The 22,652-nt window shown below is 71.3% G+C and carries 17 protein-coding genes, 2 tRNA genes and 3 pseudogenes; 13 read left to right on the top strand and 9 right to left on the bottom strand.

Going from position 1 to position 22,652, the window contains the following annotated elements:
- Positions 1–39: 39 nt before the first annotated feature.
- Positions 40–1,017: an acyl-ACP desaturase gene (locus E4N62_RS11570; RefSeq protein ID WP_230213792.1), complete on the top strand. Its 978-nt coding sequence runs from the start codon at positions 40–42 to the stop codon at positions 1,015–1,017.
- A gap of 135 nt (positions 1,018–1,152) precedes the next feature.
- Here the strand turns inward: E4N62_RS11570 and E4N62_RS11565 are convergent.
- From E4N62_RS11565 to E4N62_RS11550, 4 genes are all read right to left on the bottom strand, one after another.
- Positions 1,153–1,228, bottom strand: a tRNA-Trp gene (locus E4N62_RS11565).
- 238 nt (positions 1,229–1,466) lie between these two features.
- Complete coding sequence (locus tag E4N62_RS11560) at positions 1,467–2,843, bottom strand: SDR family NAD(P)-dependent oxidoreductase (protein WP_230213791.1); 1,377 nt, start codon at positions 2,841–2,843, stop codon at positions 1,467–1,469.
- 112 nt (positions 2,844–2,955) lie between these two features.
- Positions 2,956–3,027: transfer RNA gene (locus tag E4N62_RS11555), tRNA-Ala, on the bottom strand.
- A 108-nt stretch (positions 3,028–3,135) separates the two neighbouring features.
- A complete protein-coding gene (locus tag E4N62_RS11550) occupies positions 3,136–3,393 on the bottom strand; it encodes a WhiB family transcriptional regulator (protein ID WP_184903970.1) in 258 nt (85 codons plus the stop codon).
- 278 nt (positions 3,394–3,671) lie between these two features.
- Here E4N62_RS11550 and E4N62_RS11545 point away from each other — a divergent pair, with 278 nt between their 5' ends.
- Entirely contained in the window at positions 3,672–4,313 is a 642-nt protein-coding gene (locus E4N62_RS11545; RefSeq protein ID WP_230213790.1) for a VOC family protein, read from the top strand.
- A gap of 202 nt (positions 4,314–4,515) precedes the next feature.
- Positions 4,516–5,733, top strand: a complete 1,218-nt coding sequence (locus E4N62_RS11540) for a glycoside hydrolase family 64 protein (protein WP_230213789.1) — start codon at positions 4,516–4,518, stop codon at positions 5,731–5,733.
- A 10-nt stretch (positions 5,734–5,743) separates the two neighbouring features.
- On the opposite strand, the gene E4N62_RS11535 is transcribed toward E4N62_RS11540, so the two are convergent.
- Together E4N62_RS11535 and E4N62_RS11530 are read right to left on the bottom strand one after the other, a co-directional pair.
- Entirely contained in the window at positions 5,744–6,802 is a 1,059-nt protein-coding gene (locus tag E4N62_RS11535; RefSeq protein WP_230213788.1) for a LacI family DNA-binding transcriptional regulator, read from the bottom strand.
- Positions 6,799–7,944 (bottom strand): multicopper oxidase domain-containing protein, encoded by a 1,146-nt coding sequence (locus tag E4N62_RS11530; RefSeq protein WP_374116980.1) that lies wholly within the window; start codon positions 7,942–7,944, stop codon positions 6,799–6,801. Before E4N62_RS11530 ends, E4N62_RS11535 begins: the two co-directional genes overlap by 4 nt.
- A 199-nt stretch (positions 7,945–8,143) precedes the next feature.
- Between E4N62_RS11530 and E4N62_RS11525 the strand changes: the two genes are divergently transcribed.
- Positions 8,144–10,624: a ThuA domain-containing protein gene (locus tag E4N62_RS11525; RefSeq protein ID WP_230213786.1), complete on the top strand. Its 2,481-nt coding sequence runs from the start codon at positions 8,144–8,146 to the stop codon at positions 10,622–10,624.
- Complete coding sequence (locus E4N62_RS11520; protein ID WP_230213785.1) at positions 10,624–12,828, top strand: OmpL47-type beta-barrel domain-containing protein; 2,205 nt, start codon at positions 10,624–10,626, stop codon at positions 12,826–12,828. The genes E4N62_RS11525 and E4N62_RS11520 overlap by 1 nt, the downstream gene beginning before the upstream one ends.
- A 42-nt stretch (positions 12,829–12,870) precedes the next feature.
- Here E4N62_RS11520 and ligD read toward each other — a convergent pair whose 3' ends face one another.
- Complete coding sequence (gene ligD / locus E4N62_RS11515; protein ID WP_230213784.1) at positions 12,871–13,881, bottom strand: non-homologous end-joining DNA ligase; 1,011 nt, start codon at positions 13,879–13,881, stop codon at positions 12,871–12,873.
- Between the two features lie 121 nt (positions 13,882–14,002).
- On the opposite strand from ligD, the gene E4N62_RS11510 reads away from it, so the two are divergent.
- Positions 14,003–15,082, top strand: a complete 1,080-nt coding sequence (locus E4N62_RS11510; protein ID WP_230213783.1) for an ATP-dependent DNA ligase — start codon at positions 14,003–14,005, stop codon at positions 15,080–15,082.
- Positions 15,083–15,085: 3 nt separating this feature from the next.
- Here the strand turns inward: E4N62_RS11510 and E4N62_RS11505 are convergent, their stop codons facing one another.
- Complete coding sequence (locus E4N62_RS11505; protein ID WP_230213782.1) at positions 15,086–16,276, bottom strand: zinc-dependent alcohol dehydrogenase; 1,191 nt, start codon at positions 16,274–16,276, stop codon at positions 15,086–15,088.
- 177 nt (positions 16,277–16,453) lie between these two features.
- On the opposite strand from E4N62_RS11505, the pseudogene E4N62_RS11500 reads away from it, so the two are divergent.
- Positions 16,454–17,462 (top strand): annotated as a pseudogene (locus E4N62_RS11500) (DUF3048 domain-containing protein).
- 77 nt (positions 17,463–17,539) lie between these two features.
- Here E4N62_RS11500 and E4N62_RS11495 read toward each other — a convergent pair.
- Positions 17,540–17,995, bottom strand: coding sequence for a MarR family winged helix-turn-helix transcriptional regulator (locus tag E4N62_RS11495; protein WP_184901926.1), 456 nt, complete (start codon positions 17,993–17,995; stop codon positions 17,540–17,542).
- A 218-nt stretch (positions 17,996–18,213) separates the two neighbouring features.
- Here E4N62_RS11495 and E4N62_RS11490 point away from each other — a divergent pair.
- The 6 genes and pseudogenes from E4N62_RS11490 to pcaD all read left to right on the top strand — a co-directional run.
- A pseudogene (locus E4N62_RS11490) lies at positions 18,214–18,554 on the top strand (CoA-transferase); the annotation flags it as partial.
- A pseudogene (locus E4N62_RS49335) lies at positions 18,544–18,657 on the top strand (hypothetical protein); the annotation flags it as partial. The pseudogenes E4N62_RS11490 and E4N62_RS49335, both read left to right, overlap by 11 nt.
- A gap of 127 nt (positions 18,658–18,784) precedes the next feature.
- Positions 18,785–19,558 (top strand): protocatechuate 3,4-dioxygenase subunit beta, encoded by a 774-nt coding sequence (gene pcaH / locus E4N62_RS11485; RefSeq protein ID WP_230213781.1) that lies wholly within the window; start codon positions 18,785–18,787, stop codon positions 19,556–19,558.
- Positions 19,559–19,564: 6 nt separating this feature from the next.
- Positions 19,565–20,170, top strand: coding sequence for a protocatechuate 3,4-dioxygenase subunit alpha (pcaG, locus tag E4N62_RS11480; protein ID WP_184901922.1), 606 nt, complete (start codon positions 19,565–19,567; stop codon positions 20,168–20,170).
- Positions 20,167–21,498 carry a 3-carboxy-cis,cis-muconate cycloisomerase gene (pcaB, locus tag E4N62_RS11475; RefSeq protein WP_230213780.1) on the top strand — a complete coding sequence of 444 codons (1,332 nt, stop codon included), beginning with the start codon at positions 20,167–20,169 and terminating at the stop codon, positions 21,496–21,498. The genes pcaG and pcaB overlap by 4 nt, the downstream gene beginning before the upstream one ends.
- Positions 21,495–22,625, top strand: coding sequence for a 3-oxoadipate enol-lactonase (pcaD, locus tag E4N62_RS11470; protein ID WP_230213779.1), 1,131 nt, complete (start codon positions 21,495–21,497; stop codon positions 22,623–22,625). The genes pcaB and pcaD overlap by 4 nt, the downstream gene beginning before the upstream one ends.
- The last annotated feature ends 27 nt before the right edge of the window (positions 22,626–22,652 follow it).

Raw genomic sequence — 22,652 nt, 5'->3', positions numbered from 1 at the left:
CCGAACGTCCCGTTCCCTGTACGTCCCCCTGGAGCATCTGTGTCGATCACTTCTCCCCACCTCGGCAGCCCGTCCGGCGAATGGACCGACGCGCGGCTGCTGTACGCGCTGGAGGAAGTCGTCGAGAAGGAACTCAACCGGCACCTGAAGGTCACCAAGGACTGGATGCCGCACGAGTACGTGCCTTGGAGCGACGGCCGCAACTTCCCCGGCCTCTTCGAGGACGGCGAGGCCTGGGAGAAGGGGCAGTCGAAGGTCTCCGAGGTGGGCCGGATCGCTCTCGTGGTGAACCTGCTGACCGAGGACAACCTGCCCAGCTACCACCACGAGATCGCCACCCTCTTCGGCCGGGACGGCGCCTGGGGCACCTGGGTGCACCGCTGGACCGCGGAGGAGGGCCGGCACGGCATCGTGATGCGCGACTATCTGCTCGCCTCGCGCGCGGTGGACCCGGACAAGCTCGAAGAGTTCCGGATGTCCCACATGAGCGAGGGCTTCGAGTCGGACAACCGGCACTCGATGCTGCACACGGTCGCCTACGTCGCCTTCCAGGAACTCGCCACGCGCGTGTCGCACCGCAACACCGGCCACCACTCCGGTGACCCCGTCTGCGACCGCATGCTGGCGCGCATCGCGACCGACGAGAACCTGCACATGATCTTCTACCGGAACCTGCTGAAGGCCGCGTTCGAGTTCGCGCCCGACCTCACCATGCAGGCCGTCCGCGACGTCGTCGTGAACTTCCGGATGCCCGGCCACGGGATGCCCGGCTTCGAGCGGGCCGCCGCGCAGATGGCCATCGGCGAGGTCTACAACATGCGCATCCACCACGACGACGTCCTCGCGCCCGTCATCCGCTTCCTGAAGATCATGGAGATCGACGGTCTCGGCCCCGACGGCATGAAGGCGCAGGAGGAACTCGGCCTCTACATGGGCGGACTCGACGCGGAGGCCCGCAAGTTCGACGAGAAGCTGGCGGCGCGCAAGGCACGGATGGCGGCGCGGGCCGGGGCCTGACGGCCGCGCACCGCGGACTCTCGTCAGGCGCACCGCGGACTCTCGTCAGGCGCGGCGCCGATGTTCGTAAGGCGTGGGATCGTGGATGTTCGAAAGGCGCGGGGTGCCTGAGGCGGGTGCCCGTGCGGCGCAGGGGGCGGGGTGGCTGGATTCGAACCAGCGTGTTCCGGTTTTGGAGACCGGCGCGTCTGCCTCTGCGCTACGGCCCCGCCCTTGCGGGGAGCCTAGGGCGTGTTTCGGAAGTCCCTTCTGCTCTGCGACGCCCGGCACGCTCCCCCGGTCTCGGCTGGCGCTCGACCGGGAGGTACCCCCACCGCCGCACCGGACGAAAGGCCAAGTACACCCAGTACGAGGCCTTTCGTCCGGCGCGCCGAGAGCACGCACCGGACGCCGCAGAGCCGCCCTTCGGGCGACGAAGGGACTTCCGAAACACGCCCTAGTCGCTCCCCTCACCACTCCGCCTCCCGATAATCCTTGAGGAACACTCCCGAAACCGGGTCGCCGGTCTCGCCGCGCACGATCGGGTCGTAGACGCGGGCCGCGCCGTCGACGATGTCGAGCGGGGTGCGGAACCCGGCGCCGGCCATGCGGCCCTTCTTGGGCGCGGGGTTCTCGTCGGTGATCCAGCCGGTGTCGACGGCGCACATGTGGACGCCCCGCTCCGCGAGTTCGGCGGCGCTGGTGCGGGTGAGCATGTTGAGGGCGGCCTTGGCCATGTTGGTGTGCGGATGCCCGGCCGTCTTGTTCCGCACGGCGAAACGGCCCTCGACGGCGGTCACGTTGACCACGTAACGGCGGGGGCGCGGGGCGGCGAGCAGCAGCGGCAGCAGGCGGTCGCAGAGGAGCGCCGGGGCCAGGGAGTTGACCAGCTGGGTCTCCAGGACCTCCGCCGGGTCCAGTTCACCCAGCCGCGCCGACCAGGAGTTCTCCGGGGCGGGGTCGGGCAGCAGCCCGGCCTCGTCGGCCTCGCGCAGCACGACGGGCAGGGTGGCGGCGCCGGCCCCCAGCATCCGCATCGGGGTGAACCCCGGTGCCTGCCGCGCCCCTTCGGGCAGCGCGGCGTACTCCCCGGCGGCCAGTAGCGCATACGACTCCGGTGGCCGCCGTACGGTCTGGGCCGCGTTGTTGACCAGGATGTCGAGGGGTTCACCCTCCTGCCGCAACTGGTCGCACAGGCCCAGTACTTGGCGCGGGTCCCGTAGGTCGACAGCGACGACGGTCAGCCGGTCGAGCCACTTCTCACTGCCGGGCTCGGCGCGGAAGCGGCGCACGGTGTCGTGCGGGAAGCGGCTGGTGACGAGCAGTTCGGCGCCGTCGCGCAGCATCATCAGCGCCAACTGGAAGCCGATCTTCACCCGGCCGCCGGTGAGCAGCGCGCGGCGCCCGCTCAGGTCGGTGCCGAGGGCGCGGCGGGCGGTGTTGTCGGCGGCGCAGTCCGGGCACAGCCGGTGGTAGAAGGAGTCGACCTGTCGATAGGACGCCTTGCAGACATAGCAGTGGCGCGACTTGCGCAGAACTCCCCCGTCGCCCGGCGCCCGTTCCGACAGGGGGGCGTCCTCGCGCCGGTCCAGGGCTCCGGTGGCGGTCGCGGCCATCACCGCGGCGTCCGCGGCGGACTTCTCGGCGGCGAGTGCCTTGCGACGACGCTTCCACCCGTCGCGCGCGAAGGACGCGGCGACCCGCTCGGTCCGTAGCCGCACGGGGTCGTCCACGGGCAGCGCCTTCAGCCGGCCCACCGTACGGTGGAAGGCGGCCAGTTCGTCCTCGGTGATGCCACCGCTCTCGGTGATGCCGCCGTCGGCGCTGGTGCCGTCGTCGTCGCTCATGCGTGCCCCGCCCCGCGTGTCCCGTGCCGTGTCGCGGCTGCCCCCGGCCCACGCGGCCCCCGAAGCGGCGCGGCGCCGTGCGTCGGGCGCGGTGCGCCACTGTGAAGCGAGGTCCGGACGACCGGATTCGAACCGGCGTTTCCGCCCTGCCAAGGCGGTGCGCCTGCCTCTGCGCTACATCCGGACCGCGCCCCCGGATCCTATGCGGCCGCTCCGGGCGAGCCCCACCGATTTCATGACCGGACCGACAGGTGACCGCGCCGAGCCGGCACCGCGTTCACCGGCGGCCCGGTCAGCCGTTCTCGGTGCGCCGCAGACGCAGTCTCTCCTTCTCGGAGAGCCCGCCCCAGACGCCGAACCGTTCGTCGTTGGACAGCGCGTACTCGAGACACGCGGTGCGCATCTCGCACATACCGCAGATGCGCTTCGCCTCACGCACCGAGCTGCCGGGCTCGGGAAAGAAGAAGTCTGCCCCCGTCTGCGCACACAGCGCCCGCTCCTGCCAGGCACGGTCGATCGGGGTGATCGTGTCGTTGTGCATGCCCAGCATCGTGCCGGGCACCGAAAAACGTTCGATCAACGCGCCATCAACGCGGCGCTCCGGGGCTCCGGGGCTCCGGGGCTCCGGGGCTCCGGGGCTCCGGGGCTCCATGGTCCCCTCGCCGACCGGGGGGACACACGGCGGCGCGCGGGAGGCGGCCTACAGGAGGCGGCGTGCGCCCGCTTCCACGGCGCCTCCGGGGCGATGCGCGGGCGGTCGCGCGTACGCGGTGCCAGACTCGGCAGTACGGGCAACCGGCCCCCGGACCTCTCTGGAGGAGCGCAGCCATGCTCACCACCCGTCACATCACCGGCGCCCCGAACTGGATCGACCTCGGCACCCCCGCCTGGAACATCTACTTCCGTACGCCGGACGCCGACGCCACGGCCAAGGCGGTCGAGCATGCCCACGGTTCCGTGCGGATGCGGCCCATGGACGTGGCGGACGAGGGCCGTATGGCGATCCTCGCCGACCGGGCGGGTGTGTCCTTCGGCGTGTGGCAGCCCCGCCGCGTCCAAGGACTCGACGTCGTCACGGACCCGGGCGCGCTGTGCTGGCTGGAGCTGTACACACCGGATCTGCCCGCGGCGGCCGGGTTCTTCAACTCCGTGTTCGGCTGGGAGACCCCGGCGATCGACGTGGGCGGCGGCAGCCGCACCTGTGTGCACCCGGCGGGCACCGAACCGGGTTCGATGTTCGCCGGCATCGTGCCGATCGACGAGGACCCGAGCGAGGCGGGGTCCGGACCGTACTGGCTGCCGTACTTCGAGGTGGCGGACCCGGACGCCGCGGTGAGCCGGGCGCTGGAGCACGGCGGCGGCGTCCGGCGGCCGGCCAACGACATCCCGGGCGCGGGGCGTTACGCCAAGCTCACCGACCCGTACGGGGCGCGGTTCGCGGTCATCAGGAGCGAGCAGCCGCAGGGATAGGACCGCCGCCAGGCCGGGACTCCGCCTCACCGTGAGGCCGAACGCCGTTCGACTTGTCGTCAGTTCATGAACTCGGCCATGCTCTTGAGAGCGCTCTCAGTCATAAGTCTTGACGGGTCAACTTCCCCTGGGAACAGTGGGGGAACCACAGCAGGGGCCCCGTCCGCTGTGCCTCCACTCCCCCACGTCCCAGGAGGCCATCGTGATCTCCCGCCGTACGTTCCTGTCCACGACCGCCGCCGCCGTCGGCGCCACCGCCGTCGGGGGTGCCCTCGGCTCACCCGCCCAGGCCGCGCCCGCGACCTGCCAACTCGCGCTGCGCAATGCCTCGTTGCCCGGCACGGTCCGCGCGTACGTCACCGGGCACGAGCAGTCGACGGGCGCCTGGGTGCTGCTGCGGGCCGACGGGAGCGTCTACCGGCCGACCTCACCGTCGGCACCCCAGACGCCGCTTCCAGTCGACTGCGCGATCCCGCTCGGCGCGGCGGGCTCGGCACCCAAGGTACTGACGCTTCCTCAGATGTTCGGCGCCCGCGTCTACTTCGTACGGGACAGCAGCCTGGAGTTCTTCCTCAACCCGGGGCCCGCCCTGGTCGAGCCCGCCTTCGCCACGCCCGCCGACGCCAACTACGGCAAGACCTGGTCGTTCTGCGAGTTCACGTTCAACCCCACGCAACTGTTCGCCAACATCAGCTACGTCGACCTGGTGACGGCCCTCCCGATCGGGCTGACGCTGGAGGGCGACGGCACGCACACGGTCGCCCCGCTGCCCGACGGGGCGGTGGAACGGATCGCCGCCGATCTGGTGGCGCAGGCGGCGCGGGACGGTCAGCCCTGGGACCGGCTCGTCATCCGGCGCGGTGACGGCAGGGTGCTGCGGGTCGTCTCACCGCAGAACCTGATGGCCCCGTACTTCGACCGGCCCGACCAGATGCCGTTCCGCTCCTACTGGAACTCCTACATCGACCAGGTGTGGGCGAAGTACCGGACGCAGGACCTGAGGATCGACCTCCAGGGCGGTCGGGGCGTCCTCACCGGGCGGGTCTCCGGCGACACCCTCACCTTCGGCGGCGGCCACTCCTTCACCAAGCCGACCTCGAAGGACATCTTCACCTGCAACCACGGCCCGTTCGCCAACAACCCCGGCGACCCCGACACCAGGAAGGCCCTGCTCGCCCGGCTCGCCGCAGGCTTCAACCGCTCGATCATGCTCACCCACCCCACCCAGCCGAACGGGGTGACGGCCGCCGACTACTACCAGGGGGCGGTGACGAACCACTGGTCACGCGTGGTGCACGCCAACTCGCCCATCGGGTACGCCTTTCCGTACGACGACGTACGGCCCGACGGGCAGCCCGACGTGTCGGGCGCGGCCCACGACGGCAATCCGCGCCGGTTCACGGTGACGGTGGGCGCCTGAGCCGGGCGGCCTAGGCGGAGGCGCGCCGTACCAGGGTGGTCGGCAGGACCACGCTGGTCGGCGTGCCGACCGGGCCCCGACCGGCCTGTTCGTCGGAGGCTCGCCGTTCGAGGCCCCGCAGCAGCAGCCGGGCCATCAACCGGCCCATCTCCTCTATGTCCTGACGGACCGTCGTCAACGGTGGGTCGGACTGCTCGGCCACCGGCAGCATGTCGTCGAAGCCCACCACGGCGACGTCCTCGGGGACCCGGCGCCCGAGTTCCCGCAGGACCCGCAGCGCGCCGGACGCGGAGACGTCGTTGGCGGCGAAGACCGCGTCCAACTCGGGGCAGCGGCCCAGCAGTTCCCGCATCGCCCGCTCCCCGCCCGCCGGGGTGAAGTCGCCCTCCACGATCAGCCGGGGGTCGGCGTCCACCATGACGTCCCGGAACCCGTCGAGCCGGTCCACGGCGGAGGTCTGGTCCAGGGGCCCGGTGATGTGGGCGATCCGGGTGCGGCCGAGGCCGACGAGATGGCGTACGGCGTCCCGTGCGCCGCCCCGGTTGTCGCTGTCGACGTACACGGTGGTCGTGTCGCCGCGTGCGCCGTCCGCCCAGCCGGGACGGCCGCCGAACACGGTGGGGACGCCGGCGCCCCGGATCAGCGCGGGCAGCGGATCGTCGAGGTGCAGCGAGAACGCGAGCGCCCCGTCGACGTGTCCGCCCGCCAGATACCGCCCCACCCGGGCGTAGTCCTCGGGGCCCTCGGTGAGCAGCAGCACGAGCTGTGAGTCGTGCGCGGTCAGTTCCTTGCTGATGCCCCGGAGTTGCAGGGCGAAGAAGGGATCGGCGAAGACCCGGGTCTCCGGCTCGGCGATCACCACGGCCACGGCGTCGTGCCGTCGGGTGACGAGGCTGCGGGCGGCCTGGTTGGGCACGTATCCGAGCTCCTCGACCGCCTTCCGCACCCGCTCGACCAGGGGTTCCCGCACGCCCTCGCCGCCGTTGACGACCCGCGAGACGGTTGCCCTGGACACCCCGGCGCGCGCGGCCACGGCCTCCAACGTGGGACGCGACGCTGTCTCGGTCACTGCGGAACACTCCTCGGGGCGGCTCCGCCCAGGATAGCCCCGGGCAGAAGTCCCCTGAGAGCGCTCCCGGCGGCGGCCGTCCGCCGAGGTCTCAGTGGTGGTGCGACCCGCCGGACCCCGCCGCCTCGTCGACCCCATCCGCCCGTCGGCGACGTCGGCCCGCCCGCCCGTTGCTCGCCGTGCGGCGTGTGCGGCTCGTACCCCGGGATCGTGCCGTCCGTCCTGCGCACCAGGAACAGGCCGACCATGCCCATGTCGGAGTGGCTCTGGACGTGGCAGTGGTACATCCAGGCACCCGCTCCCACTCCTTCGCCCGCGATGACCTGGAAGCCGAAGGAGTCGGCGGGGCCGACGATCTTGTTGTCGATGACCTGGCTGGGGTCGTCGGGGCCGGTGAGCATGCCGGTGCGGTTGTCGGCCCAGCGGTGACCGTGCAGGTGGAAGGTGTGGTAGTACTCGCCGTGCGTGATGACGACGAACTCGACCCGGTCGCCCACGGTCGCGTCGAAGTCGGGCCCGGAGTGCGCGGGCTTGTTGTTGATGAGCAGGTCGTTGAAGACGACGGTGACGGTCTTGTCGGGCAGCACATCGCCCTTGCGGCGGACGACGACGGGGCCGTAGAGACCCTTGCGGACGCCGACCGTGCCGTGTTCGGTGCCGACGACATGGTCGTGGTAGTGCCAGTAACCGGCGCTGCCCGCACGCCAGGTGCCGTCCTTGCGGGCGCCGGGGGCGTGGGTGCGCCAGGTGTAGGTACGGATGCCGCCGGGTTCGACGTCGCTCCGGTTCTGCCTGGTGCCGTCGCTGGAGATCTCGTAGTCCAGGCCGTGGACATGCAGGCTCGCCGCCACGTCCATCGTGTTCTCGAACTCGATGTGCAGGGTGTCACCCTCGTCGAGCTCGATCAGCGGACCCGGTATCGAGGCCTTGCCCTTCTCCAGGCCGTAGCCCATCTGTCCGTCGGGCAGCTTCTCGGCGTACATCTTGATGTGCCGGACCACGCCGCCCCCCGGGGCCGTCCTCGCCCGCGTGGCGGCGCTCGCGGACCCGGAGGTGCCGACGGTCTCGACGGCCACGGACAACGATGTCGCGGCGGCCGCTCCACCCAGCAGCATCCGCCGGTTGAACCCTCGTCTGTCCATTCCGTCCATGCGGAACTCCCCACGCCGATACGGATCTTGCGGAGACGCAGCTGTGATCAACCTGTGAGACGGTAGCGGCCTCGCGACCGTTTATCCACAGCCAGGACAAAGTTCAGACCATTCCGGTCATAGCTCTTGGCGAGTCGCGTCGAAGCGGGCTAGCTTCCTTGGCGCTGTTGCTGTGACCGAGGAGGTGCCCATGTACTTACGAGGGTTGAGCGACGCGAGGAGACGGGCCTGGGCGGCCACCCTGACCGCCTCGGTCGTCACCGCGGGACTCCTGTCGGGCCCCGCGGCCCAGGCGCGACCGGCGCCGGAACCACCGCTGACAACGATGTCGATCAAGTCTCCGCCGGGCGGCTCCGGTCCTCGGGTGCTGATCTTCCACGGCTCCGCGGCTCCCGGGGAGGAGTCGCCCGTGGTGAACGCCGGGATCGAGGCGATCGAACGGATCGGGCTGTCCGGACCGGCCGCGGAGCGCTTCGGGGTCGTCGCCACCGACGACGCCTCCGTCTTCACCGACGAGACCCGGCTGAGCGGCTTCAACGCCGTCGTCTTCCTGACCGGCGGCGGTGACGTACTGGATCCCGAGCAGGAGGCGGGCCTCGAGACCTATATGGAGGCGGGCGGCGGTTTCGTCGGCGTCCATGACGCGGCCCGCGCCGAACCGTACTCGGACTGGTTCACCGGGCTGATCGGTGCCCGTCCGGCGGCGTCCAGCCCGACGGCCGTACAGCGGGCGACGGTCGAGGTCGGTGACCGGCGGCACCCGGCCACCAAGGACCTGCCGGCACAGTGGAAGCGGCCCGACAAGTGGCTCAACTGGACGAAGAACCCGTCCGGTTCCGTGCACACCGTGGCCCGGGTCCGCGAGTCGACCTACCAGCCGGGCACCGGCGCCAACGGCTGGGACCACCCGGTGAGTTGGTGCCGCGACTACGACGGCGGCCGCTCCTTCTACACGGGCATGGGCGGAACCGTCTCCGCGTACGACGAGACCGACTTCCGCGCGCATCTGCGCGGCGCCCTGCTCTGGACCTCCCGCCTCGCGCGGGCGGACTGCAAGGCGACCATCACCGCCCACTACAAGGCGGAGCGGCTGACCCGGCCCAACCAGCCCGGGCAGAACGACCAGATCGGTGAACCGCACGGCCTGGTCACCGCACCCGACGGGCGGGTCCTGTACATCGGCCGGGGCGGCGCCGACTCCTCCCAGCCCGTGGTCACCGACTGGAACGACCCCGACATCGGCAAGGGCAAGGGCGAGGTCCACGTCTACGACCCGCGGACGAAGAAGGTCACCCTCGCGGGCGCCCTCACCGTCTTCGGCAACAAGGGCGGCGGCGACGAGCTGATCAAGGTCGAGGAGGGCCTGCTGGGCATCGAGCTGGACCCCGGCTTCCAACAGAACGGCTGGGTGTACCTGCACTACACACCGCACGCGCGAATCGATCGTGACACCCGGATGGCCGAGCGCCGCGTCTCCCGCTTCACCCTCGACCTCGCGAGCAACAAGCTGGACCTGGGCAGCGAGAAGGTCCTGCTCAAGTGGCCGGTGCAGATCCACAGTTGCTGTCACGCGGGTGGCGGGATGAGCTTCGACTCCAAGGGCAACCTGTACATCGCGACCGGAGACAACAACTCCAGCGGCTTCAGCGCCGGTTACTCGGGCAACAATCCCCAGCCCCACTACAAGGGCGTCTCCTTCGCCGACGCGCGCCGCACCGCCGGCAACACCAACAACCTCAACGGCAAGATCCTCCGCATTCACCCGGAGCCCGACGGCACGTACACCCTGCCCGCGGGGAACCTCTTCACCGGCGAGGAGACCGCCGAGGGCGGCGGCAAGACCCGCGGCGAGATCTATGTGATGGGCGTCAGGAACCCCGCCCGGATCTTCGTCGACCGGCAGACCGACGTCCTCTACGCCGGCTGGGTCGGCCCGGACGCGAGCGCGCCGTCGACGACCTGGGGCCCCGCCAAGTACGACACCTTCGCCGCCATCACCGAGGCGGGCAACCGGGGCTGGCCGTACTGCATGGGCAACAGGCAGCCCTACCGGGACCGCAACCTGCCGGACCCGTCGCGGCCGCTCGGCTGGTACGACTGCGACCACCCGAAGAACGAGTCCCCGAACAACGATGGGCTGGTCAACCTGCCCCCGGTGACCGGCAACAACATCTGGTACGCACCGCAGGGCGGCGCCCCGGACTTCCCCCGGGACGCCAGCGGCATCCCCTCCTACAAGAACGAGGAGGCCACGTACCTGCTGCCATGGCTCAAGGGCGGCGGCCAGGCCACCATGAACGGTCCGGTCTACCGGTACTCCGAGTCGGGCGACAACTCCGTCCGCTGGCCCGCCTACTGGGACGGCAAATGGTTCGTCGGCGACTTCTACGACGCCGACCAGCCGCGCCACGCGGTGGTCATGGACCCGAAGAACCAGGGCGGCGGCGGGCTCCCGGTCCACGCGGAGTCCCTGAAGAAGATCGTGCCGGTCGGTGCCGACGGCATCAGGAACCTCATGGACTGGAAGTTCGGTCCGGACGGCGCGCTGTACGTCCTGGACTACGGGCGCGGCTTCTTCACCTCGGACGCCAAGTCGGCGTTGTGGCGCGTCACCTACACGGGCGGCGGTCCGACGCCGGCGGCCGACGAGCTGGCGAGGAAGGCGGAGTGATGCGGGAAAGACGTTTGTGGGCAGCTCTGTTGGCGGCCCTGCTGATGGTTCTCGGGCTCACGTCGACGCCCGCGTCCGGCCGCACGGACGGGGTACGGGAGAAGGCCGCTGCCCAGGTGCTCACCTGGACCGCCGGTGACGACATCACCAAGTACCTGACGGCGCCGCGGACCGCGGTGGCGGGTCCGGCCACCCTCGTGTTCGAGAACAGCAAGGCGACCGGCAACACCATGGGGATGCCGCACACGTTGACGTTCGACGTCTCCGACCCGGAGTACAACAACGACGTGCCGCTCAACGTCCTCGCCAACCCCGGGGACGACCAGGGCGGCCGCCACACCGCCGAGGTCACGCTCACCCCCGGCCGCTACCGCTACTACTGCACGATCCCCGGGCACGGACAGATGCAGGGCATCCTCGTGGTGACCGAGGGCACCGGTGAGGACACCACCGCGCCGGAGACCTCGGCGAAGGTCACCGGAACGCAGAACTCCCAGGGCGCGTACGTCGGTTCGGCGTCCGTGGCGGTGAGCGCGACCGACACCGGCGGTTCGGGGGTCGAGCGGATCGAGTACGCGATCGGTGACGCCGGGGCCTGGCTGCCGTACACCACGCCCGTGGTGATCGACCAGGTCGGCACGCACAAGGTCCGCTACCGGGCCACCGACAAGGCTGGCAACACGGCGGCCGAGAAGAGTGTCGGGTTCACGGTCGTGGCGCCGCCGACCGACGACACGACCGCGCCGGAGACCTCGGCGACGGTGGCCGGTGAGAGGAACCCCCAGGGCGACTACGTCTCGATGGCGACGGTCACCGTCTCCGCCTCGGACACCGGGTCGGGGGTCAACACCATCGAGTACGCGCTCGGTGACTCGGGGGCCTGGCAGCCGTACACCGCGCCCGTGATGGTGCACGACGTCGGCACGCACAAGGTGCGCTACCGGGCCACCGACAAGGCGGGGAACGTGGCGGCGGAGAAGAGCGTCGGCTTCACCGTCGTCGCCCCACCGGCCGAGGACACCACTCCCCCGGTGACGGGCGTGACCGTCGAGGGCGACCGGAACTCCGCCGGCGCGTACCTGAGGAGCGCCAAGGTCACCGTCAGCGCCACGGACCACGGCGGGTCCGGTGTCGCGGCCGTCGAGTACTCGCTGGACGGCGGCCCCTACCTCGCGTACTCCGCGCCCGTGGTGGTCGACCGGGCGGGCACCCACACGGTCGCGTACCGGGCGAGCGACAAGGCGGGCAACACGGCCGCCGCGCGCTCGGTCAGCTTCACCGTCGTCGCCGGCGGCGGGGTTCCCGCGCCCAACTGCGCCGAGTACGACGAGCGGTTGACGGTCTTCGTCGGCACCGTCGACTCGGGGGTGCCGAACCGGGTCACGAACAACCGGTGCCGGATCAACGAGTTGATCGAGGACGAGAAGGAGTGGACCTCCCACGCCCTGTTCCTGAAGCACGTGGACACCGTTCTCGACAAGCTGTTCCGGGAAGGGGTCGTCGACCTGCGTGAGTACACGGCCGTGAAGGAGGCGGCGGAGGAGTCCGGGATCGGCAGGCCCGGCCAGACGGAGGGCTACCGCACGATCCTCGACGGCACGGCCGAGTCGTTCGCCAAGTGGCAGCAGGTGGGCGGCGGTTCGTTCGGCCTGAACGGCGACGGCTCGATCACCTCCGGCACGACGAGGGACGGGCTCGGCATGCTGTGGTTCCCGGAGCGGAAGTACGGCGACTTCTCGCTGCGCCTCCAGTGGCGGGACGACGCGCCCGGCACCGGCAACGCCAACTCCGGTGTGTTCGTGCGCTTCCCGTCGGTCCTCGACCATCCGGAGGAGTCGCGGCCGGAGTGGGTGGCCATCAAGTACGGCCATGAGGTGCAGGTCCTGGACCGGCCCGACGGCGACATGTACAAGACGGGGTCGGTATACGGCTTCGACCGGGTCGGGCTCGCCGGTGCGGGCGTCACCCAGAAGGGCACCTGGAACGACTACGAGATCAGGGTGGTCGACCAGCACTACTCGGTCTACCGCAACGGTGTCCTGATCAACGAGTTCGACAACACCGGCGGCCAGGACTTCACCCCGCCCCGCTCGGACGACCCGGGCACGGACGGACGACGGTTCGCCTCCGGCTATCTCGGACTCCAGGTGCACGGCACGACGGACGTCGTCTCCTACCGGGACATCCGGATCAAGGAACTGTAGGGAACGTCGGTGGCCCGTACCCGCGCCGGGTGCGGGCCACCGTCACGCCTTCTTCGCCCTGCTCGGCTGCACCCGCTTCGGCTCGCCCGGCATCTTCGGGTACTCCGGCGGATACGGCAGGTCCCCCAGCCCGTGGTCGTGTTCGTCCCGCGCCGCCAGTTCCAGCAGCGCCTCCAGGGAGAACGCGTGCTCGTCCATGTCGGCGTGGACGTCACCGACCTCGGCGAACCTCCCCGGCATCGTCCCCAGGTCGAAGTCACGCGGTACGGCGACCCCCACCTCGTCCCAGGTCAGGGGCGCGGGAGACGGGGGCGTGCGGGCGGGGCGCACGGAGTAGGCGGAGGCGATGGTGCGGTCGCGGGCGGTCTGGTTGTAGTCGACGAAGATCTTCGCGCCGCGTTCCTCCTTCCACCAGGCCGTGGTCACCTGCTCCGGCATCCGGCGCTCCAGTTCACGGGCGACGGCGATGGCCGACCGGCGTACCTGGGTGAAGGTCCAGTCGGGCCGGATCGGTACGAAGACGTGCAGGCCGCGGCCGCCGGAGGTCTTGGGCCAGCCGCGCAGACCGCCGTACTCGTGCAGGACCTCCCGCAGCTCGTGCGCGGCGCGGACCGCGTCGGCGTAGTCGGTGCCGGGCTGCGGGTCGAGGTCGATGCGGAGTTCGTCGGGACGGTCGACGTCGGCGCGGCGGACGGGCCAGGGGTGGAAGGTGAGCGTGCCGAACTGGGCGGCCCAGACGACGGCGGCGACCTCGGTGGGACACATCTCGTCCGCGCTGCGGCCGCTGGGGAAGGTGATGTGCGCGGTGGGGATCCAGTCGGGCATGTTCTTGGGGGCGCGCTTCTGGAAGAAGTTCTCGCCCGTCACGCCCTCCGGGTAGCGCTCCAGGGTGGTGGGCCGGTCGCGCAGGGCCCGCAGGATGCCGGGGCCGACGGCGATGTAGTACCGGGCGAGGTCCAGCTTGGTGAAGCCGCGCTCCGGGAAGAAGATCTTGCCCGGGCTGGACAGCCGTACCGTCCGCCCCGCCGCCTCCAGTTCCACCGCTTCACCCATGCGAGCCACGGTAGGCGGATGGATCGAATGCCGCATACCGGGACCTTCGGCTCGCTGAAGGTGCCGGTACGCGGCGAAGGTCGCCGCGCGGCGACTCCCTGGCGGTCGCAGAATCGAAGGCATGGATCTTCCGGTGATGCCGCCCGTGAAACCGATGCTCGCCAAGTCCGTGGCGAAGATCCCGCCGGACATGCACTACGAGGCGAAGTGGGACGGGTTCCGGGCGATCGTGTTCCGCGACGGGGACGAGGTCGAGATCGGCAGCCGTACCGGCAAGACGCTGACCAGGTACTTCCCCGAGCTGGTGGCGGCCCTGCGGGAGCGGCTGCCGACGCGCTGCGTGCTGGACGGCGAGATCGTGATCGTCCGCGACGGGCGGCGGCTGGACTTCGACGCCCTCACCGAGCGGATCCACCCCGCGGACTCCCGCGTCCGGATGCTGGCGGGGACGACCCCGGCCTCCTTCATCGCCTTCGACCTGCTCGCGCTGAACGACGAGTCGCTGCTCGACGTCCGGCTCACCGACCGGCGCGCCCTGCTGGAGCTCGCCCTGGCCGGGGTGAGCGCCCCGGTGCACCTCGCGCCGGCGACCACGGACCGCGAGCTGGCCGAGCAGTGGTTCGAGCAGTACGAGGGGGCGGGCCTGGACGGGGTGATCGCCAAACCGCTCACCCTGCTCTACCGGCAGGACGAGCGGGCCATGTTCAAGATCAAGCACGAGCGGACGGCGGACGTGGTGGTCGCCGGGTACCGCTTCCACAGGAGCGGACCGGTGGTCGGCTCGCTGCTGCTGGGCCTCTACGACGACGGGGGCACGCTCCAGCACATCGGCGTGTGCGCGGCCTTTCCCATGAAGCGGCGCGCGGAGCTGGTGCAGGAGCTGGAACCGCTGCGGCTGGAGGACGTCCGGGAACACCCCTGGGCCGCCTGGGCCGAGGAGGCGGCGCACGAGACGGCGCGGCTGCCCGGCGCGCCGAGCCGGTGGTCCACGAAGAAGGACTTCTCCTGGGTGCCGCTGCGCCCCGACCACGTCGCCGAGGTGGCGTACGACCACATGGAGAACGGTGTCCGTTTCCGCCACACGGCCCGCTTCCGGCGCTGGCGCCCGGACCGCACGGCGGAGAGCTGCACCTACGCGCAGCTGGAGGAGCCGGTGAACTACGACCTGGCGCGGATCCTCGGTCCCGGCACGAACCGGTGACGCTCAGGGCTCCATCAGTACCTTGACCGCCCCGTCCTGCTTGCGCTGGAACATCTCGTAGGCGTGCGGGGCGTCGGTGAGCGGCACCCGGTGGGTGGCGAAGTCGTCGACGCCCAGGGGGTCGTCGTCCGTGAGCAGGGGCAGGATGTCGTCGCTCCAGGTACGGACGTTGGCCTGGCCCATGCGCAGCCGGATCTGCTTGTCGAACAGGGTGAGCAGGGGCAGCGGGTCGACCTTGCCGCCGTAGACGCCGGAGAGGGAGATCGTGCCGCCGCGTCGTACGAGTTCGATGGCGGTGTAGACGGCGGCGAGCCGGTCCACGCCGAGGCGCTCCGTGAGCCGTGAGCCGATGGCCCGGGGCAGCAGTCCGGTCGCGTTCTGGGCGAGCCGGGCGGCCGCGCTGCCATGGGCCTCGGTGCCGACGGCGTCGATCACGGAGTCGGGGCCGCGGCCTGCGGTCCGGTCCTGGACGGCGCCGACCAGTTCCTTCTCGCTGTCGAAGTCCCTGAGGTCGAAGGTCTCCACGCCCCGCTCGCGCGCCCGGCGTAGCCGCTCGGGCACCAGATCCACCCCGAACACCTGCTCGGCTCCGCGCTGGAGAGCCACCCGGCAGGCCATGTCGCCGATGGGTCCGAGGCCGAGCACCGCGACGCTGCCGCCGGGCGGGACGTGCGCGTACTCGACCGCCTGCCAGGCGGTGGGAAGCACGTCGGAGAGATAGAGGAAGCGGTCGTCGGGCGGCCCCTCCGGCACCTTGATCGGTCCGAACTGGGCCTGCGGGACGCGCAGGTACTCGGCCTGGGCCCCGGGGACCGAGCCGTACAGCCGTGTGTAGCCGAAGAGGGCCGCACCCATGCCCTCGCCGGTGCACTGGGTGGTCTCGCACTGGGTGGGGAGCCCGGTGAGACACATCCAGCAGTTGCCGCAGGCGATCTGGAACGGCACGACCACCCGGTCGCCGGCCGCCAGATCGGGGACCCCCGCACCGACCTCCTCGACGATGCCCATGGGTTCGTGACCGAGGATGTCGCCCGGCGTCATGAACGGGGTGAGCACCTCGTACAGGTGCAGGTCGGAGCCGCAGAGCCCGGTGGAGGTGATCCGGATGATCGCGTCGGTCGGCTCCTTCAGCACCGGATCGGGCACGGTCTCCACACGCACGTCCCGCTTGCCCTGCCAGGTCACTGCCCTCATCGTGCCCACACTCCGTTCCCACGCCTCGGTCAGCAGGTTTCCGCCCGAGTACCCGACCCCTCACCCCCGAACCAGTCAGAAACAATCCGCTATGGCCATTGATAAACAGATAAGTGCACAATCAGATGCATCATGAGCGGGATGAATGAGATGAGTGGGACAAGTCGGATGGTCGGGATGGGCGGAAGGGGCACGGTGCGCAAGGGGTCCCGGACGCGACGGGCCCGGCGCGGCGCGACCGCGGGGGCACTGCTCGCCGCGGTGGTCGCGGGCACCCTGCTGGCAGGCTGCACCACGACCGGGAGCGACCACGACGACGGACTTGGGCAGGGCAACGATCGCCGGGACGACCGGACCGGCGCCCCGCCGGCCGGATCCGCGCTCGCCGTGAAGATCGACAACGTCTCCGCCGCCCGCCCCCAGACCGGCCTCGACACCGCGGACATCGTCTACGCCGAGCAGGTCGAGGGCGGCCTCAGCCGGCTGATGGCCGTGTACGCCACCCGGTTCCCCGAGGTGGTCGGACCGGTGCGCAGCGCCCGCGAATCCGACCTGGAGCTGCTGCGCCAGTTCGACGAGCCGACCCTGGCCTTCTCGGGAGCGCAGAGCAAGCTCCTGCCGCTGATCGGCAGGGCGCCCCTGCACGCGAAGACCCCCGAGGACGCCGGCGCCGCCTACTTCCGGGGCGACGACAAGCCCGCGCCGCACAACCTGTACCTGCGCCCCGGGAAACTCCTCGATGCCCCGCCCGGCGCCGACGCCCTCACCACCGGTTTCCGCTACGGCCCCCCCCTCGGGCGGCACCCCCGAGGACTCCCGCACCGTCCGCTATCCGGCCGCCCGCTTCACCTTCACCTGGTCCGACGACAGCCGCCGCTGGCAGGTCTCGATGGACGGCAGACCGACGGTCACCACCGACGACGTCCGTGCCGCCCCGGCCACGGTGGTCGTCCAGCACGTGACCGTCCGCCCGTCGCAGTTCCGCGACTTCCTCGGCAACAACACCCCGTACACGGAGACGGTGGGCTCGGGCCGCGCGGAGGTCCTGCGGGACGGCAAGATCTTCGACGCGGACTGGGAGCGGAGGACGGCGACCGACGGCACACGGTTCACGACGACGGAAGGCGAGCCGATGAACTTCGCCGAGGGCCAGGTATGGGTGGTGTACACCGCCGACCGCTCGTAGCCGACCGCGTGCCGGAGCCGGCCGAACGCCCGGCCGAGCCGGCGGAGGGCTCGGCGGAACCAGCGGGCTCGGCGGGGCTAGCGGAGCGCCTCCGTCGGGCTGCGCAGCTCCTCCGCCGCGTCGGCCACCCGCCGGATCAGCTCGAAGAACACGCCCTGCTCCTCCGCCGACAACGGGGCCAGGAACACCTGGTTCATCCGCGCCGTCCGCACCGTGAGCCGACGATGGGTCCGCAGCCCGTCGTCCGTGAGCCGCAGCAGGAACCGTCGCCCGTCCTGCGGATCGCGCACCTTGTCGAGGAGCCCCCGGCGCCCGAGGCGGCTGATGACCTCGGACATCGTGGACCGGTCGAGCCCCACCCGCTCCCCCACCGTGCGCTGGTCGAGCCCCGGTTCGGCGACGAGGGTGTTGAGGACCGCGAACTGCGGCGAGGTGATCTCCTCGGAGACCATCACGTTCCACAGCAGATAGTGGGCCTGCTGCAGCCGTCGGGCCAGGTGCCCGGGGTGGGTGGAGAGGTCCACCGCGGCCATGTGCGCTCCTCGACTCGGGCTCGGCAATTCATCCGTGCACTGAACGATACCCGCCACGCCTCAGCGTCTGTCCATACGGCGTACGGATCCGACCTGGCCTTTTTCGCAGCTCTTGACGAGGGAGCCGACGAGTGGCAGCGTGAAGGAAACTTCACCAAAATGCTCAGTGCCCTGATTAACCGGTCACCGGGTGCGCGGACGAGATGGGGCCCTCACGGATGGACAAGGTGGTCGCCACAGCCCTGGAGGCGGTGGCCGATGTGCCGGACGGCGCGACGCTCCTCGGAGGCGTCTCGAACAACCGTGGGGCCATTCGTCCATCGGGGCGAACAAGGAATTCGCGCGCCAGTGCCTGGTCGGTGAGCCGGAGGTCGAGATGATCCCGCAGGGCACGCCGACCGAGCGGCTGCGCGCCGGCGGCGCCGGCATCCCCGCGTTCCACACCCCGGCCGGCATCGGCACCCAGGTCGCCGAGGGCAGCACGCCCTGGCGCCACGGCGGCCACGGTGGCGTCTCGCCGGCCTCGCCGCCCAAGGCGGTCCACGAGTTCGTCGGGGGCACGACCGGCCGGAACCGTCGCGCATCAGTCGGCCCGCAAGGGCTCGGGCGTCGGTGTCGCCACGCTGTGCATCGGCGTGGGGCAAGGGCTCGCCCTCGTTCTGCGGCTCTGCGCCGTGTCCGCGACTGCCGGCCGTCGTCGCCGGTCACGCAGTTCCCCGCGCCCCTCAGGGGCGCCGCACCCATCCCGCCTTTTGACGTGAACGTCAGGAACCCCCAGGGACACCACTCATGACCCTCACCCAGCACGACATCGACCAGGAAATCGCCGTCGAACACGCGGCCTACGAGAAGCGGGTCGCCGACGGGGCGCCGGTGGAGCACCATCCGCGCCGCGACTACACGCCCTACCGGTCCTCGGTGCTGCGGCACCCGAAACAGCCGCCGATCTCCATCGACGTCACCAAGGACCCGGAGCTGGTGGAGCTGTTCTCCCCTGCCTTCGGGGAGCGGGACATCACCGAGATCGACAACGATCTGACCCGGCAGCACAGCGGCGAGCCGATCGGTGAGCGGATCACGGTCACCGGCCGCCTCCTCGACCGCGACGGCCGCCCGCTGCGCGGCCAGCTGGTGGAGATCTGGCAGTCCAACTCGGCGGGCCGCTACGCCCACCAGCGCGAGCAGCACGACGCGCCGCTGGACCCGAACTTCACCGGCGTGGGCCGCACGCTGACGGACGACGACGGCCGTTACCACTTCACCACGATCCAGCCGGGCCCCTACCCCTGGCGCAACCACCTCAACGCCTGGCGGCCGGCCCACATCCACTTCTCGATGTTCGGCACGGCGTTCACCCAGCGGCTCGTGACACAGATGTACTTCCCGAGCGACCCGCTCTTCCCCTACGACCCGATCATCCAGTCGGTGACGGACGACGCCGCCCGGCAGCGGCTGGTCGCGACGTACGACCACAGCCTGTCCGTACCGGAGTTCTCGATGGGCTACGTCTGGGACATCGTCCTCGACGGCCCGAAGGCCACCTGGATCGAAGAAGGGCGCTGACCTGCCATGACGAAGATCGACACCAGTCGCCCGGAGACGGTCCTCCCGACCCCGTCGCACACGGTCGGGCCCTTCTACGGCCACGCCCTGCCCTTCCCCGGCGGCGACGACATCGCTCCCCTCGGCCACCCCGACACCATCTCCCTCCAGGGCCACATCCTGGACGGCGAGGGCAACCCGCTGCCGGACGCCTTCCTGGAGCTGTGGGGTCCCGACCCGGACGGCAACGTCCCCCGCGTCGACGGGTCCATGCGCCGCGACGCCGCGAGCGGCGGCTTCCTGGGCCGCAACGGCGTGGAGTTCACCGGCTGGGGCCGCGTCCAGGCCGACGCGAGCGGTCACTGGGCCGCGCGTACGCTGCGGCCCGGCGCGCGCGGGCGGAACGCGCCCTACCTCAGCGTGTGCGTCTTCGCCCGGGGCCTGCTGGTCCATCTGTTCACCCGGATCTACCTGCCGGGCGACGACGCCGCACTGGCCGCGGACCCGCTGCTGTCCCGTGTGGACGAGGCGCGCCGGGGCACGCTGATCGCCGAGGACCGGGGCAACGGCACCTACCGTTTCGACATCCGCCTTCAGGGCGAAGGCGAAACGGTCTTCCTGGAGTTCCAGTGACTTCTGCTGACGCCGACACCGGTCTGCTCTCCCCCGGGTGGGCCGGTTCCCCGGCCTCGGCCGCGACGAGCGACACCGCATATCTGCGGGCGCTGCTCGACGCCGAGGCCGCGCTGACCCGCGCCCAGGCCGCGCTGGGGCTGGTCCCCGCCGCGGCCGGGCCCGCGGTGACCTCGGCGGCGGACGCCGCGACCCCGGACGTCCGCTCCCTCGCGGAACGCGCGCGCGGTGGCGGCAACCCGGTGATCCCACTGGTGGCGGACCTCACCGAGGCGGTCGGCCCCGAGTACGGTCCGTACGTGCACCGGGGTGCCACCAGCCAGGACATCATGGACACGGCGACGATGCTGGTCGCCGCGCGCACCCTCGACCTGGTCCTGGCCGACCTCGGCCGTACGGAGTCCGCGCTGGCCGCGCTCGCCGCCGCGCACCGGGACACGGCGATGCCGGGCCGCACCCTCACCCAGCACGCCGTGCCCACGACCTTCGGTCTGAAGGCGGCCGGCTGGCGCTCGCTGCTCCTGGACGCCAGGGACCGGCTCGCCGTCGTACGGGCGACGCTTCCGGCCCAACTCGGGGGCGCGGCAGGTACCTTGGCGGCGTTCACGGTCTTCGGGGCGGCCGACACCCAGGCCCTGACCGCCGCCTACGCGCGTGAACTTGGCCTCCACGCCCCCGAGTTGCCCTGGCACACCCTGCGCACCCCGATAGCGGACCTGGCCGGAGCGCTGGCGTTCACCGCCGGCGCCCTGGGCAAGCTCGCGGTGGACGTGCTCACCCTGGCCCGTACCGAGATCGCGGAGGTCGCCGAGGGCAGCGGGGGCGGTTCGTCGGCGATGCCGCACAAGGCGAACCCGGTACGGTCGACGCTCATCGCGGCGGCGGCCCGGCGGGCGCCCCACCTGGCGGCGACGTTGTACGCGGCGCTGACGGCCGAGGACGAGCGGCCGGCCGGGGCGTGGCACGCGGAGTGGGAGCCGTTGCGCGAACTGCTCCGGCTGGTCGGGGGCGCCGCCCGGGACGCGGTGGAGCTCACGCTGGGGCTCCGGGTGGACCCCGGCGCGATGCGCCGGCACCTGGACCTCACCCACGGGCTGATCGTCTCGGAGCGGCTGGCCGCCGAGCTCGCGCCGGTGCTGGGCAGGGCCCGCGCCAAGGAACTGCTGACCCGGACCGCCGAGCGCGTCTACGCGGAGGGGCGCTCGCTGGGCGAACTCCTCGCCGAGGAACCGGAGTTGAAGGACCTCGACCTCGCGAACCTCACTGATCCCAGCCGTTACACCGGCTCCGCCGGATCCCTCACCGACCGCGCACTGGAGCGACGTTGACCGACAAGCTGCTCAACCACCGTGCGGAAGGCCCGACTTCCGCCCCTCCCCTGCTGCTCGGCCCCTCCCTCGGCACGTCCACCCGGCTCTGGGACAAGGTGGCGCCCGAGCTGTCGATCACGCACCGGGTGGTCCGCTGGGACCTGCCGGGGCACGGTGACTCCTCCGCCGGGCTGATCGGGCCGGGGGCGACGGTGGCCGACCTGGGCGCCCTGGTGCTGGGCCTGGCGGACGCACTGGGTGTCGAACGGTTCGCGTACGCGGGGGTGTCCCTGGGCGGTGCGGTCGGTCTGTGGCTGGCGGCGCACCACCCGGAGCGGGTCTCCTCCCTGGCCGTGCTCTGTTCCTCGGCCCACTTCAACGGTGCCAAGCCGTGGCGGGAGCGGGCGGAGCTGGTGCGCCGGGAGGGTCGGCAGGGGCTGGCCGGGCTCGCCGAGACGGCCGACTCGCGGTGGTTCACGCCCGGGTTCACCGTGCCGGAGCTGGTGGAGGACCACCGCAGGGCCGACCCGGAGGCGTATGCCGCGTGCTGCGACGCGCTCGCCGCGTTCGACATCCGCGAGGAGCTGGCCGGGATCACCGCGCCCACGCTCCTCGTCGCCGGCCGACAGGATCCGGCGACGCCGCCCGCACATCTGCGGGAGATCGCGGACGCGGTGCCCGGGGCGACGCTCACCGAGATCGCGGGGGCGTCGCATCTCGCCCCCGCGGAGCGGCCGGAGGCCGTACTGGCCGCGCTGCGCGGGCACTTCGACGGGTACGCGCGGCGCGGGATGGAGGTGCGGCGCCAGGTGCTCGGCGATGCGCACGTGGACCGCGCCCAGTCCCGGCAGACCCCGTTCACGGCCCGGTTCCAGGACTTCATCTCCCGCTACGCGTGGGGCGAGATCTGGACCGATCCGACGCTGTCGCGCCGCGAACGCAGCATGATCACACTGACCGCGCTGATCGCCCACGGCCACTACGACGAACTGTCCATGCACATCCGCGCGGCCCGCCGCAACGGCCTCACCCCGGAGGACATCGCCGCCGTCCTCCTGCAGTCGGCGGTCTACTGCGGCGTCCCGGCGGCGAACTCGGCGTTCGCGGCGGCGCAGCGGGTGTTGGCGGAGGAGGGGCAGGACTGACCGGGCCTCGGACGGGACTTCACGTCG

It is taken from the genome of Streptomyces sp. MNU76 (assembly GCF_020982545.1).
GTDB lineage: Bacteria > Actinomycetota > Actinomycetes > Streptomycetales > Streptomycetaceae > Streptomyces.
Note: the sequence above shows the minus strand (reverse complement) of the source record. Positions and strands in the feature narration are given on the sequence as shown.

Coding starts and splice junctions, on each gene's coding strand:
- E4N62_RS11510 (WP_230213783.1), top strand. CDS start 14,003: ATGGATCTTCCGGTGATGCCGCCCGTGAAACCGATGCTCGCCAAGTCC.
- E4N62_RS11495 (WP_184901926.1), bottom strand. CDS start 17,995: ATGGCCGCGGTGGACCTCTCCACCCACCCCGGGCACCTGGCCCGACGG.
- E4N62_RS11530 (WP_374116980.1), bottom strand. CDS start 7,944: ATGGACAGACGAGGGTTCAACCGGCGGATGCTGCTGGGTGGAGCGGCC.
- pcaG (WP_184901922.1), top strand. CDS start 19,565: ATGACGAAGATCGACACCAGTCGCCCGGAGACGGTCCTCCCGACCCCG.
- pcaH (WP_230213781.1), top strand. CDS start 18,785: ATGACCCTCACCCAGCACGACATCGACCAGGAAATCGCCGTCGAACAC.
- ligD (WP_230213784.1), bottom strand. CDS start 13,881: ATGGGTGAAGCGGTGGAACTGGAGGCGGCGGGGCGGACGGTACGGCTG.
- E4N62_RS11520 (WP_230213785.1), top strand. CDS start 10,624: ATGCGGGAAAGACGTTTGTGGGCAGCTCTGTTGGCGGCCCTGCTGATG.
- E4N62_RS11560 (WP_230213791.1), bottom strand. CDS start 2,843: ATGAGCGACGACGACGGCACCAGCGCCGACGGCGGCATCACCGAGAGC.
- E4N62_RS11550 (WP_184903970.1), bottom strand. CDS start 3,393: ATGCTGGGCATGCACAACGACACGATCACCCCGATCGACCGTGCCTGG.
- E4N62_RS11525 (WP_230213786.1), top strand. CDS start 8,144: ATGTACTTACGAGGGTTGAGCGACGCGAGGAGACGGGCCTGGGCGGCC.
- E4N62_RS11505 (WP_230213782.1), bottom strand. CDS start 16,276: ATGAGGGCAGTGACCTGGCAGGGCAAGCGGGACGTGCGTGTGGAGACC.
- E4N62_RS11545 (WP_230213790.1), top strand. CDS start 3,672: ATGCTCACCACCCGTCACATCACCGGCGCCCCGAACTGGATCGACCTC.